The sequence below is a fragment of the Ohtaekwangia koreensis genome, assembly GCF_900167975.1.
Taxonomy (GTDB): domain Bacteria; phylum Bacteroidota; class Bacteroidia; order Cytophagales; family Cyclobacteriaceae; genus Ohtaekwangia; species Ohtaekwangia koreensis.
In genome coordinates this window covers 796638-816125 of sequence record NZ_FUZU01000004.1, presented here as the reverse complement: position 1 = coordinate 816125, position 19488 = coordinate 796638, and the positions used below count along the sequence as shown (strand labels likewise).

Sequence of the window (19488 nt, the reverse complement as noted above, 5' to 3'; positions counted from 1 at the left end):
ATGAATAAAATTGAGTTTCAAAAATTTGTAGAAGAAACTTTAAACAAATTAATTGTTTATGCGGAGATACATTTTGGGGATAAGCTTCCATCTGAGGTATGTCTTAGGTGGAGTATAGATAAGGGGAATGTTATAGAGGGAACAGATAAAGTTATTGATGAAATAGTAGAAAGGGTCTATTTGGCGGAAGACCAAATATATCCTTGTGTTGATTTAGTTGTTATTGATAAGATTAACAACCAGAAAATTCTAATTGAGGGTTCGATTGCAGGATATCCACCAACATACTTTCAAACTGGCTGGAGCAATCGACCGGGCCCATTTATTTATGGTCTGAATTCAAAATTTATAAATCCCCAAATTGACACCAATAGCGCTGCATTTAAAAATAAGTTAAAAGAACTTAAACTTTTATTTGATTAAATATTTACACCCATCAGAGTCACTGGTTCTGGTTCCCAGGACTCTGATGCTTCGAGGCCGAAAACTCTCCAATCAGAAAATACCTGAATCAACTGTAATTTTTTGCTGTTTTGTAAATTGAGCATAGTAGTAGTTATACATTCATAGGAAAATTTTCTCCAGGGCTTTACTTTGTGCGGCTTATTGGTAAGGATACTTTGTATACCAGGATAGTTCTGAAATAATTTGATAATTTAATGCAGGCTAGTCCTCTATCCATTTGAAAACTACAATTTTTCAATTAAATACATGTCGATTATTATAGTTGTGCTTTTAACAAGTTGCTTGGAGAACGTTCGGATGAAGCCGGTAGACTTGACGATGTATAAGAAGGCCGAATTTCATGAAGATATACCAATTGTTAGAGTGCTGCAGTCAGTTTAGGCTGCAAAGTGTAATGGTCATGATAATTACTTAAATGTGTACTTTGTCATTGACCTTAATACTGGCGACAGCTTGTATATGCTTCAGCAATGCGGTAAAATACCTCCCTTTGCGACACCCGAGTATAAAAGTGATGATCCATTGGACATAGGAATTATAAAAAGAGAGCTTACTTCTGATGATACTTATATACCTAGTACTACTGAGTTAAGTTCCAAGTTTAAATATGTTGTTGCAGACTTGAATCAGTTATCGTTATAGCAAAGCTTGTATTCTTCTTGATGTCGTAGATGTAAGAAGATATAGCTAATGTTTCTCCGATTCATCATGTTATGAAGTTCCGTTTTGTAACCGACCATCAAAAAATAGATTATTTCAAACCAAACACTAGATACATTTGGGTAGGATAAAGCCATGAATGAACCATGCACAAAAGAACCTTACCCCTCATCCTTTTAATACTAACTGTTAACTATGGATGTACTCAGAATGCAAAAAAAACATCAGAAGAAAACATCCGCCTCAACCAGATCGGTTATTACCCGAACGCACCAAAATCCGCAGTGGTACTTGATGACAACGCCACAGAGTTTTATATAGTAGCGAAGGGTTCAGGCAAAGAAGTATACCGCGGAAAATTAAGCGAAGTCCGGAAGTCAATTTTCTCCGACAAGAAAACCCGGATTGCAGATTTCTCTTCGTTTACTACACCGGGTACCTATGCCGTTGTAGTTCCTCAAACAGGTGAATCATATTCGTTTGAAATAAAGCAGCATGTACATGATGCCGTTGCAAAGGCTTCGATCAAAGCATTTTATTTTCAGCGGTTATCCACTGCGCTTCCGGAGCAGTATGCAGGTAAGTGGCACAGGGCGTTTTCGCATCCGGATAATAAAGTGATCGTTCATGCATCCGCAGCTTCGGATACACGTGCAGCAGGCGCCATCATCTCTTCTCCGAAAGGATGGCTCGATGCCGGTGACTATAATAAATATATAGTGAACAGTGGAATTACAATGGGCACGTTGTTATCTGCCTATGAAGATTTTCCGGTATACTTTGACGCATTGGCATTGTCTATTCCGGAAAGCGGAAATGATATACCCGATGTACTCGATGAAGTACTCTGGAATCTTCGGTGGATGTTAACGATGCAGGATCCTGGTGATGGTGGAGTGTATCACAAACTCACCAACGAAAAATTCGATGGCATGATTATGCCGGATAAAGCAACCCGCCCCAGGTATGTAATACAAAAGGGAACGGCTGCTACCCTGGACTTTGCAGCGGTAACGGCACAAGCTGCTCGTGTATTCAAGAAATTTGACAAACAACTTCCTGGACTTTCTGATTCATGTTTGACTGCTGCAGCAAAGGCGTGGCAATGGGCACAGAAGAATCCAAATATAGTATATGAGCAAAATGCCATGAATCGTGCTTTTGACCCTGATGTAACAACCGGTGGATATGGTGATCAGAATTTCTCAGATGAATTTGCATGGGCTGCATCGGAGTTATATACTACCACCAAGGATGAACAATACTTTCCAAGTATAAATCTTTTGCCGGAAGAAGCAGTTCAGCTTCCTTCCTGGGGACAGGTTCATCTGCTGGGATATTACACACTGATTCGTTTTCAGTCATCACTGCCGACAACAGCGCAGCAAAAGGTTGAAGCGATGAAAAGTTCAGTGGTAAAATTTGCCGATGCATTGATCAACGGTGTGGATACACGCGCATTCAATTCTGTGATGGGCAAATCTGTTAAAGACTATACATGGGGAAGTTCTTCTGTGGCGGCCAACCAGGGAATTGAACTGATCCAGGCCTATAAAATCACGAATGATAAAAAGTATCTCGACTATGCTTTAACTAATCTTGATTTTCTCCTTGGAAAAAATGGAACCGGGTATTCGTTCGTTACCGGGCATGGCGATAAAACACCGATGCATCCTCACCATCGTCCGTCTATAGCGGATGGTGTTGTTGACCCGATCCCGGGCTTGATTGCAGGTGGACCGAATCCGGGTATGCAGGATCATTGTAAATATGCTTCTTCTGTTCCGGATGAAGCTTATACCGATGATGATTGTTCTTATGCCTCTAATGAAATTGCTATTAATTGGAATGCTCCTTTCTCGTATCTTGTATGTGCGCAAGAAGCGCTGCAGGCGAAATAAGGATCATCACATTAATATGCTTCTATGAACAGACTGGTTTTGTGTCTTATACTGTTGATCGCTACATCACAGGTATATGGACAAGCTAAAACTGATTCGGTAAAATTCTTTACTTCCTTCGATGGTGTTAAAATTCACTATGAGATTAAAGGCTTTGGCGAGCCCGTTATACTCGTGCATGGATTTATTGTCGATGGTGAATCGTGGAAGCGAACAGCGCTTTATAATGATTTGCTGGTAGCAGGTTTCAAAGTAATCACACTGGATCAACGCGGAAATGGTTTGTCTGATAAACCGCATACGCCTGAGGCGTATGAGAAAGATGCAGAAGCAAGAGACATCATGGGTCTTGCTACTAAACTCGGTTTGAAGAAATATAGCGTTGTAGGATATTCACGTGGTTCTATTATAGTATCACGATTGTTGGTCTTCGATACTCGTATAGAGCGGGCTGTGCTTGGCGGTATGGGATCAGACTTTACAAATCCTGCGTGGCCACGGAGAGAAATGTTTTACAAAGCATTGATGGGCGAATCCGTTCCGGAATTGGAAGGCATGGTCAAGTATGTAAAAGATTCGGGGCTTGATCAGCGTGCACTTGCTTATTTGCAAAAAGCACAACCTTCGACAAGTGTGGAGGAGTTATCGAGAATAAATAAACCAGTACTTGTATTGTGTGGTGATCGCGATGAAGACAACGGATCTTCGGAGACACTTGCTTCGTTCTTTCCAAATTCAGTATATAAACGCACTCCAGGCGATCATAACAATACCGCGCGATCGCAAGGTTTCTCAGATCTGGTAGTATCTTTCCTGAAAAAAAAGTAAAGGATGATCATTTTACGCTCACAATCTATACTCACGTTATTATCAATTTTGCTGTGTTTAAACCTGTATGCACAGCCCACTGTTAACACACAACGCCAGTACCTCTCTGGTATAGATAAGGACCATACTATACCGTGGGATTTTTTCTGTACCAAGGGACGCAACTCCGGTAAGTGGACAACCATTCCGGTGCCTTCTAACTGGGAGTTACAAGGCTTTGGTGAATATACCTATGGCAGGGGTGTAAAGAAGATAGGTGAGCAGGGCTTGTATAAATATACTTTTACTACCTCAAAAGAGTGGCGTGGAAAAAAGATCTTCATTGTGTTTGAAGGTTCCATGACGGATACAGAAGTAAAGGTCAATGGAAAACTTGCAGGACCAATACATCAGGGAGGCTTTTATCAATTCAAGTATGATGTGTCTGGTTTGATTAAGCCGGGTGCAGCAAATTTGCTGGAAGTAAAAGTCAGTAAGATCTCGGCAAACGAATCTATATACCATGCAGAGTCTGACGGAGACTTTTGGGCGATGGGAGGTATATTTAGACCCGTTTACCTCGAAGTAAAGCCTGCGTCTTATATTGACCGGGTAGCCATTGACGCAGAAGCGGATGGATCATTTCGTATGGATGTATATACTGGAAATGTATCTGCAAACCACACTGTAGATGTGCAAGTGCAGGAATTAAATGGTGAAAAAGAAGGTGACGTATTTTCTAACCAGGTAACAGCAAAACAAAATATAGTTTCAATTACCAATGTTTTCCCTGGAGTAAAACTGTGGAGTCCGGAAGATCCGAACTTGTATGAGGCGATTGTTTCTTTAAAAGATAAGCGGGGAGTTGTCCATACCATTCGCCAACGTTTTGGTTTTCGAACGGTGGAGGTACGAAAGCATGATGGTATATATGTTAACGGTGCACGTATCATTTTCAAAGGCGTGAATCGCCATAGCTTCTGGCCGGAGAGTGGTCGCACGCTGAGCAAAGAGATTAGTCTGCTCGATGTGAATCTTATCAAAGATATGAATATGAATGCAGTGCGTATGTCGCACTATCCACCCGATCAGCATTTCCTGGATGTGTGCGATTCGCTAGGACTTTTTGTATTGGATGAACTCACGGGCTGGCAAGCTAAATATGATACGGAGGCAGGAAGGAAACTCGTAAAGGAATTGGTGGTGCGCGATGTTAATCATCCAAGTATAGTATTATGGGCGAATGGTAATGAAGGCGGATGGAATACAGCATTGGATGATGACTTTCCTAAATATGATATTCAACAACGATTTGTTTATCACCCGTGGGAAAAATTCAGAGGTACAGATACGAAGCATTACCCGGACTATAATTATGTGACGAACTCGGTACTGTATGGAAATGAAATTTATTTCCCGACAGAATTTATGCATGGTTTATACGATGGTGGTCATGCTGCCGGACTGGATGATTTCTGGAGTGCCATGTTGTCTCATCCCTTCGGAGCAGGTGGATTTCTTTGGTCGTTTCATGATGAAGGTGTCGTACGTCACGATCGTCAGGATAGTATAGATACAAATAGTAACAGTGCACCAGACGGAATTGTCGGGCCACACCGCGAAAAGGAGGGAAGCTTTTTTGCTGTAAAAGAAATCTGGTCACCGGTATATATAGGTGTGAAATCGTTGCCTTCCGATTTTGATGGCTCCATCCCGGTGGAGAATCGCTATAGCTATACGAATCTTGATAAATGCAACTTTCGATGGAAACTTGTATCCCTTGCTTCACCACATACAAATGATACTGGCGAGAAAATTGATTCCGAAGGGAAATCGCAAACTATATCCCTGGCACCAGGAACAAAAGGGTTCTTGAAGGTATCGCTTCCTGCGCACTGGCGAAATAGTGACGTGCTATACCTGACAGCGTCCGATCCTCATAAACGTGAAATCTTTACCTGGTCATGGCCGTTGAAATCTCCTGCAGAATTTATTCAGAAAGTCCTTCCCGCGTTGGCTGTTCAAACGGTTCAGGCACAGGAAACATCTGCAATGTTAACGGTAACAAGCGGTGACACGCAGTATATATTTGATAAAGCAACAGGCTATCTGGAGAAAGTAATTGAAAAAGGTACAACGATATCTTTATCAAAGGGACCTGTGCAGGCCGGTGTTACACATAAGCTCAAGCAATTCAATCACCGTAAGGAAGGCAGTCAATATATAGTAGAACCTATATATGAAGGTGAAACCATGTTTACGGTAAAGTGGACGTTTGCTTCCGACAAATCTGCGAAACTCGACTACAGCTATTCTCAAAAAGGTGAAGCCGACTTTATGGGAATTTCCTTTAAGTATCCTGAAGATAAGATCACAGGAATGAAGTGGCTGGGACAAGGCCCTTATCGCGTTTGGAAGAACAGGTTAAAAGGAATGCAGTTTGGTATATGGGAGAAAAAGTATAACAACACGGTGACAGGAGAAAGTTGGGACTATCCAGAATTTAAAGGGTACCATGCAAAGCTCTATTGGGTTAATGTGATTTCGAAGGAAGCACCTTTCACAATCTATACCGAAAATGAAAATACATTCTTGCAGATGCTCAAACCCCTTCGACCCAAAGGAGCATATAATGAATTTAATAATCCTCCTTTCCCGGAAGGCGACATTAGTTTTCTTCAGGCTATAGCACCGATTGGTACCAAATTTCAGGATGCTAAAGTTATGGGTCCGCAAAGTCAGAAGAATATCATGATGAACTATACTCCCATCAGCGGAACGCTGTGGTTTGATTTTGGAACTAAAAACCCGTAAAGAATGAATAAACTATTTTTAGGTTTACTCCTCAGCTTTAGTTTAAATATCCAGGCTCAATCTTCGACTAGCGCGGATATATACTTGTTCTCCTATTTCAAAGGAAATGGTGAAGATGGTTTGCATTTAGCATATAGTGAAGATGGCTATGCCTGGCAAACGCTCCGCCACGACAGTTCTTTTTTGAAACCCACGGCTGGTAAAGATAAGCTGATGCGCGATCCGTGTATCATACAATCACCAGATGGAACATTTCACATGGTTTGGACAGTGAGTTGGAATGAAAAAGGAATCGGGTATGCCAGTTCAAAAGATCTTATCCACTGGTCTGAGCAGCAATATATACCTGTGATGGAACACGAGAAAGATGCACGCAACTGTTGGGCACCCGAGATAGTATATGACTCCCGCAGCCAGCAGTTCATGATCTATTGGGCTACAACCATTACCGGGCGTTTTACTGAAACTCAAAGCTTAAAAGAGAACGGTTACAATCACCGCATTTATTATGTTACTACAAAAGATTTCAAAACGTTCAGCAAAACAGCGCTGCTATATAACCAAGGGTTTAATGTAATTGATGCAACAATTGTAGTGGATGGTAAAAAGTATATCATGTTTTTGAAAGATGAAACCATTGAACCGCCTCAGAAGAACATCCGTATCGCGACAAGCAATGATTTGACAAAAGGGTATACCAAACCAGGAAAGCCGATCACAGGGAAGGAATGGGTTGAAGGTCCCACAAGTCTCAAAATAAATAACCAGTGGATTGTATACTTTGATAAATACGGCGCAAACAAAATGGGTGCAGTTACTTCGTCAGATTTAATTTCATGGACGGATATATCAGATAAAGTAAATTTTCCTTCCGGAACAAAGCATGGAACTGCCCTTAAAGTTTCAAGAACAGTGGTTGATAAGTTGAAGTGATATTACTTACGATGACACAAGAAGTATAGTATAGCGAGATAGGTACACGAAAGCTCCAATCCATTAAATGAAAAAGCCCATGATTAAATCACGGGCTTTTTAATGAATTGAAAAATGTGTTACTCTTCCACTTCGCTGATCACAACTTTCTCCATTACATCACCTTGACGGATCTGGTCGATTACATCAAGACCTTCGTATACTTTTCCGAAGACAGTATGATTACGATCAAGATGTGCTGTGTTCTGGCGGCTGTGGCAAATGAAAAATTGTGAGCCTCCTGTATTTCTTCCCGCATGTGCCATGGAAAGAACACCACGATCGTGATATTGATTATCACCCGTCAGTTCACAATTGATTTGATAACCCGGGCCACCATTACCAATGCCATTCGGGCATCCACCCTGGATCATAAAATTTGGAATCACGCGGTGAAACGTTAATCCATTATAAAATCCTTTTTCGGCAAGTGTAATAAAATTGTTTACTGTATTCGGGGCATCCTTTTCAAAGAACTTAATCTTCATCACACCCTTTTTTGTATGGATTTCTGCAGCTTTCATAATCTGTTTTGTTAATTGGGGCGCAAGATAATAAAACCTTACAACTGATACATCCATAGTGTTATGCGCTGCGTGATTCTCCGTCCAACAAAGAATGTGATCACCCTATAGAATGAAGAAAATCAAACGAGCGATGAATCAATTAAACGAAACCGAGTAACTGTTGGTAACGTAATTGAGGCCACCGCTTGACGATGTGATCTCATATCCCAATTGTACATCGCCTACTGTAATATCTCCGAACCACCCACGGGCTCTCACCCAGTTCATAATATCTTTTAGATTAATCGTTGCAGAGTTTGTCTTGCTTGTTCTCAGGAAAGAGTATACATGATTACTTCCATTGTTGCCACGGAATACGTTCCAGGTATGGCCTCCAATGGAAACATTGGTGTGTGTAGGAACGGGATTACCACTGGCATTCCAATTATAAGATATAGGCTTGATGTTGCCGCTTCCGTTCGGGTTGCTGGTATAATTCATCCACAGCATGATCTCGTGCTGCTTGCCACTGTCCCATACATCATACGCTGCAGTCCATGCACCGCCAGCAGGCGTTGTAATATTATAGCTGGTGCTGCATGTGTTTAAAGAACTGAGTGTGCGCCCGACATAACGTGTACAGTTTGGATACGATTTGATTCCATTCGTGTTCGGGTGATTAGCCCACACGCCCCAGTTGCTATAGGAGTTGGCCCAGATTGATTGAGCTCCGGCCCCCGATCCCCAAATGTTATTATAAAGTGTATAACCACCATTAGACCATGTGGCGTACTGAGCGCTGGATCCCCACGCAGCCAATACTTCGGTATTAGATGGTTGAACTTCTTCTGTTTGACATGCCAATACGAGGCTCGCCATGATTAGAAATGCAAAGATGTTTTTCATGTTTGACGTTGGTTTAAATCGTTTGCATGAAGGTAAAAAGTGACTAAAAGAGCGATGGGATCATTTTGTTAAAGAATACGGATCATTCACGCGAAGAGGGGTATAAAATATCTTTTAGTAGGGTATAATTCCGGTTTTTCAATCGATTTCTGTGGGGTTTATATGGTTAGAATTTCCAGTCAGAGTAAACCGGATGCGTTAAAAGTTTAAACTCCAGATATATCTATAGTATATCTGCTTATCATAATAGATGGTGCACCACTTTTGAATCACCTGGCTGATTGTGCTGTCGATGTATCAATAGCTTCTTTATAAGAAATGCCGCGCGCTATATACTTTACTGTAACTTTGCGTTTCGAATCTCTTCTGGCAATCAGTGCAACCTATATGTCAAATTGCATCACACATAAAAAATGTTATCTCTCCAAAGAAATTGCTGAGGACGTTCTGATTGAAACAAGGACAGCGTTTGATTATGCCCCGGGTATGGGACCGGTGTCGGTATATTTATGTGATGAATGCGGTTACTATCACCTCACATCAAAAGGGCCGATGAACGAAAAGTTGAATCAATACTTATCTGAAGGAAAGATACAACGACAAAAAGAAGCCAACCGATGGCTCGATAAGTTCAAGAAAAGATAGATTACTTTTTGTCTGATAAAATCCTGCCAGGTGGGTGATAACCATTTATCACATTGGTATCGTTTCTTTAGTATACTAAAACCTACGGCCATGATTCGAAATTATCTGCTCATCGCGCTTCGAAATTTCAAACGCCAAAAACTCTTTGCTGTACTGAATATGTTCGGGCTCGCGTTAGGACTTGCCTGCGCTATTCTTATATTCCTATATATCAGTGACGAGCTACAATACGACACCATGCATCCGTATCATGAAGATACATATCGCATCGGCTGTACATTTACCAATGCCAGCGGACAAGAATTTGACAACACCGTAGCACCAGGGTATTGGTTAAAGCAATTGAAGGAAACACGCAGCGAAGTTACACACGGTATACGCATTGATAATATAGGGTATCCTACATCGTTCCATCACAAAGCGAGTGATAAAATTATTTTGACTGAAGAGGTGCGCTGGGCCGAACCCGGCTTTGACGCTGTGCTGGCATTCGATCTTCTGAAGGGAAACAAAGATAAGATGTTTGAAGATTATAATACACTGGTGATAAGCGAAACCGGTGCAAAGAAATTATTCAATGAACTTGATCCTATAGGACAAGTGGTTTCTATAAAGCACAACTGGGCTACCGATGGTAAAGAGATCGATGTTGTCGTTACAGGTATATATAAAGACTTTCCTTCGAACTCACATTTTAAGCCGCAATATATAATTAACGTAAATGCACTGCGAAGCGTACGCAATAATTTTACTGTATATATGGAGGGCACATCCTTTCGGGAGGCCGAATTTTTCGAGAGCTATATTGTTGTAAAACATTCGTCTGACATCAAGCCACTGGAAAAAGATTTGCAGATGTGGGGAAATCAGATGGCACAAGCCGATTCTGGTTTTGTTGCCGGTGGGTGGAAACTCAAACCATTTCTGGCAAAGATGTCAGGCCTGCATTTTGATCAGAAGAATTTGTGGGAGAATGGGATTCGTGGTGATAAAAAATACCTGGCCATCTTTAGCTCTGTCGCTATATTGATATTGGTGATCGCCTGTATAAACTATATGAACCTGGCCACAGCACGTTCTGCACGAAGAGCAAAGGAAGTAGGGCTTCGTAAATCGCTGGGCAGCAGACGAAGTGAAATCGCGTGGCAATTTTTCAGTGAATCTATACTGATGACAGCAGGGTCTCTTATACTCGCGGTATTGCTCGTCATTATTTTCTTACAACCTTTTAATCAGTTAGCACATAAATCTTTTACAGTGGCATCCTTACTGAATCCATTTATGTTACTGATCGTAGGCGTTATTGTAATGTTTATGGCGTTTGTGTCCGGAAGTTATCCGGCCCTATATCTCTCTGGGTTCAGACCGGTCGAAGTGTTAAAAGGAAAAGTAATAAAAGGTGCTGGCGCAGAATTATTCCGGAAAGGATTAGTGACCATTCAATATACCGTCTCTTTGGTATTGATCATTTCCACGTTCATCGTGATCAGGCAGATGGAGCACATGCAGAATACAAAACTCAATGCACAAGGAAGTCAGCTACTTTCCATTCGGTATGGAGGAACAGCACCACAGGATAAATTTGCAGCCTTCAAGCAAGCTATATTACAGGATAAAGATATAGAGCATGTAACGATGGCTAATCATTTGCCACGGTTAAATTATTTCGGATGGATTGGAACAACGCTTAAGTTTCCAGAGCTACACGACAAAGATCTTCAATGGAACCAACTCAATATAGACTTTGACTTCGCGAAAACATATCAACTGGAATTTATAGCGGGTCGTGATTTCGATGCAGCCAATGTAGCAGATTCAAGTTCTATGATTATCAACGAAGCCGCAGTAAAAGCGCTTCAGCAGCCGCTTGAAAAAATTATCGGTTCATCCGTTATGGAAGTTGATGATAATAACGGTAATGGTAATCGGACTTATAAAGTAATTGGTGTAGTAAAAGATTTTCCATTTCGTTCGATGCACCAACCCATCGAGCCCTTAGTATTAAATCCTCATGTACACTTCATCGATCGCATTGCCTATATAAAGTTACCTGCAGGAAATTTCCAGGAGAAAATTAAGTCCATTGAAAAAAAGTGGAAAGAGATCTTTCCCGGTGTTGGTTTTGATTACTGGTTCGTGAGTGATGAGTTCAACAGAATGTACCTGGCAGAAAGCAGAGTATCTTCTCTTGCAAAAAGTTTTGCTGTACTCGCCATCATCATTACAGCGCTGGGCGTATTTGGATTAGCTTCCTATACTGCGGAGCAGAAAACAAAAGAAGTAGGCATTCGCAAAGTGCTGGGTGCTGCTGTTCGGCAGGTTGTTACAATGTTTGTGTGGGTGTTTGTAAAAATATTTTTGGTGGCAGCCATCATTGCTATTCCTATAGCTTACTTTTTAGCAGACCGCTGGCTGAATGATTTTGCATATCGCTCCATGATCAGTCCATTTATATTCTTAATCAGTCTTCTTGGACTACTAGCCGTTACGTTGGTTACTGTAAGTTATGAAACGTGGAAGGCAGCCCGCGCAAATCCTGTCAACTCTTTACGGAGTGAATGATGCTGTGAAATTTGAAGACCTTCAAATATAGGTTGATGTATAGCTATATATAGTTGTCGATATAAATTCGCGTCATTGTAACACTTATTAAAAAGCACGGACACGGATTCTTATATCACGATGATGTTGTAACGTACGTTAAGTCAACACTCTATATAGTGTGAAAAATAATGTTGTGAGATAAAGTGTAAATTTTTTCCGTGTCCGAAAACGATTGTATCAAATTTTATTTAAAATTGTATGGAGTTGCTGAATGTCGCACCTGAACCTCTATACAACAGAAGAACAAATGCTACAAGGTTTACGCCTTGGTAGTGAGCATGCTTTTGAAGCAATCTTTAAAAAGCATTGGCGGCCGCTATATAACCAGGCATATTCCAAAGTACAATCTCGTGAAGAAGCTGAAGAGATTGTGCAAAGTATCTTTTCAACATTGTGGGAGAAGAGAGATTCATTTCTGATTACCAATCTTTCATTCTATTTGCAAACCGCAGTGCGTAACCGTGTGATCAATCACATCCGGCAAAGAGTTACGCAGCGTAAATATTGGGATTACTACAAGAATTTTATACCACAACAAAAAGATGACACGGAGAACACGGTGATCTATGATGACTTGTCGCAAGCTATAGAACATGCTGTGAGCAGACTTCCAAAAAAATCACAGCAAGTATTTCGACTTAGTCGCATAGAAGGTCGCTCCACTTCTGAAATTGCAAACAGACTGAAGCTTTCGGAGAAAGCAATTCAATATCACCTTACGAAATCGTTGAAAGAGCTTCGTATACAGCTCCGCGATTTTATACTTGCTATTCTTCTTTTTATCGATCAATAAGAACGTTCATCTGCTCATTAAAAAAAATTTACATAAGAATTTAGGATAGCCGACCACTTCTGTGTCTTTACTATTACTGTTTATGACACCCGAAGAATTCAGCAAGCTATTAGAGCGATATACCCGTGGCGAATGTTCACCGCAGGAAGAGGAATTTATACTCAAGTGGTATGAAGCCATTGATAACCCGAAACAGGAGACGGGTGAAGAATATACTATAATTACGCAGGCACGACTTTGGTCAAGGCTTCAGTCGCAAATAAAACGTACAAGAAAATCAACATTCCATTATTCGTGGAAGATTGCAGCAACAGTATTGTTGCTGATCATGGCAGGAGGCGTAATCTTTCTTTCGTCACATTTTTCAAATACTAAAAAGTTGCCTCTGTCGCTTGAAAATTTCGGTCAGAAATTTTCCGGTATACAGTTGATAGAAAATAAAACCAGTACTCCGCGCTTGATAGCGCTGGAAGATGGAAGTGAAGTAACGCTCAAACCTGGGAGCGAACTGCGTGTAGCCGATATATTTCAAGACGATAAACGTGAAGTATATCTTGCCGGTGAAGCCTTCTTTCATGTGAAGCGCGATACACTTCGGCCCTTCCTGGTATATGCGAATGAAGTGATCACAAAAGTACTGGGCACAAGTTTTACGATAAAGGCGTACAAAGGCGCAAAGCAAACCACCGTGGCAGTAAAGACTGGTAAAGTTTCCGTTTCAACCAATCCGAAAGTAATTCAACATGATCAGGAAGTTATACTCACGCCAAATCAGGAGGCCGTGTATAATAGTGAAATCATGAAAGTAACAAAGAAGCTTGTGGATGATCCGAAGATCGTACTTGAAAAGCCAACACTTTTTGAAATGAAATATGATGGCACTCCGGTGACAAAAATTTTTGAAGTCCTGGAGGCAAACTACGGTGTTGATATACTATATGATCCGGATATCCTTTCGAATTGTAGTCTCACAACCTCTATGTCGGACGAAGGTTTGTATCAGCGAATCGAAATAATCTGTAAAGCTATCGGAGCTGAATATAAAATTCAGGATGCGGCAATTACCATCACGAGTAAAGGATGCCAATGAGAAATTTTAATGTTCCACCAAACCCGCGCGCTATGAAATAGACCCCTACTATATATAAATAAAAAAATGGGCTAATGATACTGGTACTATCATCAGCCCGTCATGCCTGCGCGATTACTCGCGCAGCATCAAGTTTTTGCCTATTGTCTAACAAAAACATTCTAAGGTATGAATAATAAACCTAAACCTTTTAGAAAAGCATTTCTATTCTTTATGAAAATCACCGTGATCCATATGATGATCAGTTGCGCAACGATCATGTTCGGTTACGCTGTGGATACAAGCGGGCAGGAGGTGTTAAAACGTAAGGTGACCCTCCAGGTAGAAAATGCTAAAATCAAATCTGTTCTCGCAGCCATCGAATCTAAAGCCGGTGTAAAATTTACGTATCGTCCGCGTCTCTTAAAGAATATTGAGAACGTAACATTAAATGCTGCTGATGCGCCACTGGAAGATGTGCTGACAAAAGTATTTAACAGCACGGTTGAATACGAGGTGATCGGAAAACAAATTGTATTAACAGAAGCCGCTCCACCCGAAGAGCCCATACGTACAGCAAGTGAAAACTATAGCATCATCGCTATACAGATTTCCGGTGTTGTAAAGGATGATGCCGGACAGCCACTGCCTGGTGTTAACGTAATTGAAAAAGGAACATCCAACGGAACTACTACAGACGCAGATGGAAAATACTCACTCGACCTGGTCAGCGATAATCCGGTTGTGGTATATTCTTTCATCGGATATGCTACACAAGAGATCGCTGTCTCTGATCGTACAATCATTGATGTTACATTAACGGCCGACACACAAACACTCGAAGAGATTGTTGTGGTGGGTTATGGTACAGAAGAGAAACGTGAACTTACCAGTGCTGTTGTATCGGTAGGCAATAAAGAAATGTTGCAAGGTGCATTCAACAGCCCGTTGCAAATGATCGATGGTAAAGTAGCAGGCCTTACTGTCTCAAACCCTGCGGCTGGTGATCCGAACCGTGGTACCGATATACAGATTCGCGGTGCATCGTCATTCAAAGCTGGTAACGCTCCGCTGATCATCATCGATGGTATGCCGGGTGGCGATCTTCGAAATTTAGCCCAACAGGATATTGAGTCATTCCATGTTTTGAAAGATGGAGGTGCAGCAGCAATCTACGGATCGCGTGGCGCCAACGGTGTTATTATAGTACAAACTAAAAAAGGCAAAGCTGGTAAGCCATCAATTACGTACGATAGCTATATTGAACATGATGTCGTTGCAGCAAGACCAAATATACTTTCAGCAGAAGAGTTTCTGGAGCGTGGACGTGATGCCGATCGCGGTGCACGCACTGACTGGTATGATCAACTGATTAACACTGGAAACTTTGGTCAGAACCACTTCATCGCTGTGTCAGGTGGTAATGAGAATACAACGCTACGTGTGTCTACAAGCTATCGTACAAAAGATGGTATAGATATAGCTTCTGGAAGAAAAGAATATGGCTTACGAACAAACTTCGTACAGCGAGCACTCAATGGTTTCCTGGAACTCGGGGGAAATATATCATACCGTGTAGCAAATGAAGATTTGCTGGGTACTGACTTTGCTAATCCGGTAAACAATTACGGTGCATTTCAGCAAGCCGTAAAACTGAATCCGACCATTCCGATAATGGATCCTAACAATCCTACTTTTTATAATAATTTACAGGGATATGATACCTACAACCCTGTACAGGCCTTAAAAACTCGTGAGCTTCGGGCAGAGCGTGTATATTCTATTTTCGATTTCAATGTGAAGCTAAATCTGCTTAAGAATTTAAGTACAGAAGTTAAGTTAGCACGTCAGACGCAAGACATGTTGCTGAAACAATATTATAACGGGAAATCATCTGAATCGATCAACGGCATGTTTACCGGCCGTGCCCGTTTGCAGGACGAGCGTTGGACGGACTATACATTGGAGTGGCTTGGTAATTACAATACTACAATTGATCGTCACGACATTAAAGTGCTGGGAGGTTATTCGTATCAGGAGTTTAATAATGAAGGTCATTGGTTACAAAATAGACGCTTCCCTTCTGATTCTTATGGCTATAACAATATTGGTTTTGGTAACTATGGAAATGGCCAACCAATTAAGATGGCAGATGTCATGGATTCCTGGAAGAGTAGAGAAAAGACAATTGCGTTCTTAGGTCGTCTCACTTATAGTTTCGATGATCGATATTTTTTTATGGGTTCATTCAGGTATGAAGGAAATACAAAATTTGGGAATAAAAACAAATGGGGATTATTCCCTGCTTTGTCAGCCGCATGGCGTATATCTTCATTACCGGCAGTTCAGGATATAGGTGCTATCAATGACCTGAAGCTACGCGTGTCATATGGTGTAACCGGCCGTACGGGATTTGATCGCTATACTTCTCTGGCGAAATATGATGGTTATGGTCAATATCAGAACGATGAGGGACAGTGGATTCAAGTATTTGGACCTGGCAACAATTATAACCCTGATCTTCGCTGGGAGAAACAGGTTTCTTACAACCTGGGGCTTGACTTCGCCTTGTTTGAAAATCGCGTAAGTGGTAGCATTGATGGCTTCATTCGTAAGGGAAGTGATTTGATAAATGATTACCTAGTACCGGTGCCTCCTTATCTGCATGATCGTATGTTTGTAAATGTAGGTACGCAGAGTGCACGAGGTATTGAATTGGCTATAGCTTGGAACGCGATTAAAACATCTGACTTCAGCTATACTATAAATCTTACCGGCTCCTATACGAAATCACGTATGGATAAATTCGGAGATGACAAGTTCAAGGCTGACTTCCGCTATATGGGCGATCTTCCTTCACCGGGTAACCCGGGCCCTGCTTATCGCCTCGAAGAAGGAACCGAGATCGGAAGCTTCTGGGGGTATAAATATGCCGGTGTAGATGAAGATGGTAAAATACTCATCTGGAAAAATGCAGAGGTTGGTGGTGAAGCTATCGTAGCTTCTACGCAAGCAGATGCAAACCGCGATAAGACTTATATAGGGCATGGTATGCCACGGTATGAATTATCATTCGGTAATACCTTTAGCTATAAACGCTTTGATCTGTCCCTCTTCTTCCGCGGACGTTTCGATTACCAGATCATGAATCTATACCAGATGTACTATGGTTTGCAGGCTGAACCAAATGTGAACCTGCTTGAAGATGCCTATGGTCGCAACGGACATATCACCAGCGGAAAAGTAATTACTGATTACTTCCTTGAAGATGGTGACTACTTCAGACTCGAGAACATTACACTCGGCTGGTCTCCGAAAATAGGACAGGGCAAAATCAGCAGTGTTCGTGTATACGGTACTGTGCGCAACGTGTTTACCTTAACCGGCTTCACCGGACTTGATCCGGCTGCTATAGGTGTAACCGGCCTTGAGCCAGGCATGGGCAGTCTAAACGTATACCCTGTTGTACGCAATTTTGCACTTGGTGTGCAGGTTGGTTTCTAAGTACGATCCCTTTAATCTTATTTATGAAAAGTATGATGAAAAATATATTGCGCTATACCTTACTCATTACAGTAATGGTAGCAACGTCATGTACAAATCTGGATGAAGAAGCATTCGATGTATTGCCGGCAGATGTATACTACCAGGATAAAAATTCAGTTATCGCTGCACTTGTTCGCCCATATGAACATGCACACTGGTGCGGTTGGGATGGTGACCGTTGGTTGCTACAAGAGTTAACAGCTGATCAATTCGTGTGGACGCAAAAAGGAAAGCACGGATACGATGATGGTAACTGGATACGCTTACATAATCATGCGTGGAACCCAGATCAGGGACAAATTTATGGAAGTTGGACGGGACCCTATCAAGGTATAGGACAATGTAACATATTGATTCGTGATTTGACAAGGCTGGATTATCCCACTCTTGGATTAACCGAGGCTGATAAAGTGAGACATTTAGCAGAGATCAGAACGTTACGTGCCTGGTTTTACTTTTTCTTACTTGACTTCTTCCGAAGTGTGCCGATTGTTGAAGATATAGAAACGATTAAACCTCAATCAACAGCTCAGGAAGTTTTTGCATATATAGAAAAAGAAATAAAAGAGTCTTTACCCAATCTGCCGAAGAACGCTCGGTCTGGTCGTTGGGATCAGGGAGGTGCTGCTTCATTGCTGGTAAGACTATATCTGAATGCAGAGAAATGGATAGGCACCGCAATGTATACTGAATGTGCTCAATATGCACAGGCAATCATCGATGGCGAGTATGGTACCTATACAATAGATCCTGATTATAAAGGCCCATTCCGTTCAGGTGTAAAAGGCTACAAATCTCCGGAAAATATATTCGAGTTTCCACATGCTAAGAATATATATGAGTTTGGCTGGATGTATAATGCAATGATGCATTACCAGGCGCGCTATTCATTGGATAATGATTGGGGTGGCTGGAATGGTATACATTTAACTCCTTCACTTGATCTCAACGGAGACGAACTTCCGTATACATTGGGTAAACCGTATGAAAAATTTGCTGATAGCGATAAACGTAAACAGCCGTTCCATACAACTGCTACCGGTGGTGAATACGAAGGATTTTTCCTCATTGGTCAGATGTATGAATTTAACAAAGCAAAAGGTTTTGGATACGATAGCACCAAAACAGTGAAAGGTACAGAAGAGTGGAATGGTCAGCCGTTGAAATTTGTTGACCAGGTTGGACGTTTCTCCGAAAAACCGAATGGTCGCTGGCAGGAAGGTTCACACGTAAATACGGGTGAAGAAAATTCAGGAGTACGCTTGCTGAAATTTCCATGGCTGCCCATGTCCCAAAATTTATTTCAGTTCAATGCTGCACCCGAAATCAGACTTGCTGAAATATACTATTCACTGGCCGAGTGTAAATATAGGGCTGGTGATAAAGCCGGAGCTGCTGTATTACTCGATGCTGTGCGTGAAAGAAATTTCAAAGCAGAAGATTGGGATGACCAAAGCTACGAAGCTGATCTGAGCAAATTAACGGATGATGAATTTGTAGATGAACTTGGAAGAGAATTTTTAGGAGAGCGTCATCGTAGAACAGATCTTATCCGATGGAATAAATTTGGTTCGGAGTGGTGGGATAAACCAGCCGATGCTGCTGACAAAACAATCTTCCCGATTCCAAATCAAGCCATCAATGCGAACCCGTTGTTGAAGCCAAACGGTGCAAACTGATTTCATAGTTGGTCATTGAATTATAGTTGTCTTGGGTTAGTTATGAAGCCGCTACCAGAAATGGAGCGGCTTCTTTTCTAAAAAACTTTTAAACATTTTTTAAGCACTTAAACGACTGATT

At 41.5% G+C, this 19488-nt stretch carries 13 protein-coding genes; 11 read left to right on the top strand and 2 right to left on the bottom strand.

Annotation, left to right across the window (positions count from 1 at the left end; all coding sequences use genetic code 11):
* From B5Y40_RS26650 to B5Y40_RS26625, 5 genes are all read left to right on the top strand, one after another.
* Entirely contained in the window at positions 1 to 423 is a 423-nt protein-coding gene (locus B5Y40_RS26650) for a hypothetical protein (RefSeq protein WP_079689897.1), read from the top strand.
* An 848-nt stretch (positions 424 to 1271) separates the two neighbouring features.
* Positions 1272 to 3026, top strand: coding sequence for a glycoside hydrolase family 9 protein (locus B5Y40_RS26640; RefSeq protein ID WP_079689895.1), 1755 nt, complete (start codon positions 1272 to 1274; stop codon positions 3024 to 3026).
* A 24-nt stretch (positions 3027 to 3050) separates the two neighbouring features.
* Positions 3051 to 3854: an alpha/beta fold hydrolase gene (locus B5Y40_RS26635; RefSeq protein ID WP_079689894.1), complete on the top strand. Its 804-nt coding sequence runs from the start codon at positions 3051 to 3053 to the stop codon at positions 3852 to 3854.
* A gap of 3 nt (positions 3855 to 3857) precedes the next feature.
* A complete protein-coding gene (locus B5Y40_RS26630) occupies positions 3858 to 6647 on the top strand; it encodes a glycoside hydrolase family 2 TIM barrel-domain containing protein (protein WP_079689893.1) in 2790 nt (929 codons plus the stop codon).
* Positions 6648 to 6650: 3 nt separating this feature from the next.
* Positions 6651 to 7580 carry a glycoside hydrolase family 43 protein gene (locus tag B5Y40_RS26625; RefSeq protein ID WP_079689892.1) on the top strand — a complete coding sequence of 310 codons (930 nt, stop codon included), beginning with the start codon at positions 6651 to 6653 and terminating at the stop codon, positions 7578 to 7580.
* 119 nt (positions 7581 to 7699) lie between these two features.
* On the opposite strand, the gene B5Y40_RS26620 is transcribed toward B5Y40_RS26625, so the two are convergent.
* Positions 7700 to 8143, bottom strand: coding sequence for a peptidylprolyl isomerase (locus B5Y40_RS26620; protein WP_079690030.1), 444 nt, complete (start codon positions 8141 to 8143; stop codon positions 7700 to 7702).
* 138 nt (positions 8144 to 8281) lie between these two features.
* Positions 8282 to 9031, bottom strand: a complete 750-nt coding sequence (locus tag B5Y40_RS26615; protein WP_079689891.1) for a GH12 family glycosyl hydrolase domain-containing protein — start codon at positions 9029 to 9031, stop codon at positions 8282 to 8284.
* A gap of 318 nt (positions 9032 to 9349) precedes the next feature.
* On the opposite strand from B5Y40_RS26615, the gene B5Y40_RS26610 reads away from it, so the two are divergent.
* From B5Y40_RS26610 to B5Y40_RS26585, 6 genes are all read left to right on the top strand, one after another.
* Positions 9350 to 9676, top strand: coding sequence for a hypothetical protein (locus B5Y40_RS26610; RefSeq protein WP_079689890.1), 327 nt, complete (start codon positions 9350 to 9352; stop codon positions 9674 to 9676).
* 90 nt (positions 9677 to 9766) lie between these two features.
* Positions 9767 to 12238, top strand: a complete 2472-nt coding sequence (locus tag B5Y40_RS26605; RefSeq protein WP_079689889.1) for an ABC transporter permease — start codon at positions 9767 to 9769, stop codon at positions 12236 to 12238.
* A gap of 253 nt (positions 12239 to 12491) precedes the next feature.
* Positions 12492 to 13073 (top strand): RNA polymerase sigma factor, encoded by a 582-nt coding sequence (locus B5Y40_RS26600; RefSeq protein WP_079689888.1) that lies wholly within the window; start codon positions 12492 to 12494, stop codon positions 13071 to 13073.
* An 82-nt stretch (positions 13074 to 13155) separates the two neighbouring features.
* Positions 13156 to 14163 (top strand): FecR family protein, encoded by a 1008-nt coding sequence (locus B5Y40_RS26595; RefSeq protein ID WP_079689887.1) that lies wholly within the window; start codon positions 13156 to 13158, stop codon positions 14161 to 14163.
* A 168-nt stretch (positions 14164 to 14331) separates the two neighbouring features.
* Positions 14332 to 17646, top strand: a complete 3315-nt coding sequence (locus B5Y40_RS26590) for a SusC/RagA family TonB-linked outer membrane protein (RefSeq protein ID WP_079689886.1) — start codon at positions 14332 to 14334, stop codon at positions 17644 to 17646.
* Positions 17647 to 17678: 32 nt separating this feature from the next.
* Positions 17679 to 19367: a RagB/SusD family nutrient uptake outer membrane protein gene (locus tag B5Y40_RS26585; protein WP_221408990.1), complete on the top strand. Its 1689-nt coding sequence runs from the start codon at positions 17679 to 17681 to the stop codon at positions 19365 to 19367.
* Positions 19368 to 19488: the final 121 nt, after the last annotated feature.

Coding starts and splice junctions, on each gene's coding strand:
- B5Y40_RS26635 (WP_079689894.1), top strand. CDS start 3,051: ATGAACAGACTGGTTTTGTGTCTTATACTGTTGATCGCTACATCACAG.
- B5Y40_RS26585 (WP_221408990.1), top strand. CDS start 17,679: ATGATGAAAAATATATTGCGCTATACCTTACTCATTACAGTAATGGTA.
- B5Y40_RS26650 (WP_079689897.1), top strand. CDS start 1: ATGAATAAAATTGAGTTTCAAAAATTTGTAGAAGAAACTTTAAACAAA.
- B5Y40_RS26605 (WP_079689889.1), top strand. CDS start 9,767: ATGATTCGAAATTATCTGCTCATCGCGCTTCGAAATTTCAAACGCCAA.
- B5Y40_RS26610 (WP_079689890.1), top strand. CDS start 9,350: ATGCCGCGCGCTATATACTTTACTGTAACTTTGCGTTTCGAATCTCTT.
- B5Y40_RS26600 (WP_079689888.1), top strand. CDS start 12,492: ATGTCGCACCTGAACCTCTATACAACAGAAGAACAAATGCTACAAGGT.
- B5Y40_RS26625 (WP_079689892.1), top strand. CDS start 6,651: ATGAATAAACTATTTTTAGGTTTACTCCTCAGCTTTAGTTTAAATATC.
- B5Y40_RS26640 (WP_079689895.1), top strand. CDS start 1,272: ATGCACAAAAGAACCTTACCCCTCATCCTTTTAATACTAACTGTTAAC.
- B5Y40_RS26595 (WP_079689887.1), top strand. CDS start 13,156: ATGACACCCGAAGAATTCAGCAAGCTATTAGAGCGATATACCCGTGGC.
- B5Y40_RS26590 (WP_079689886.1), top strand. CDS start 14,332: ATGAATAATAAACCTAAACCTTTTAGAAAAGCATTTCTATTCTTTATG.
- B5Y40_RS26615 (WP_079689891.1), bottom strand. CDS start 9,031: ATGAAAAACATCTTTGCATTTCTAATCATGGCGAGCCTCGTATTGGCA.
- B5Y40_RS26620 (WP_079690030.1), bottom strand. CDS start 8,143: ATGAAAGCTGCAGAAATCCATACAAAAAAGGGTGTGATGAAGATTAAG.
- B5Y40_RS26630 (WP_079689893.1), top strand. CDS start 3,858: ATGATCATTTTACGCTCACAATCTATACTCACGTTATTATCAATTTTG.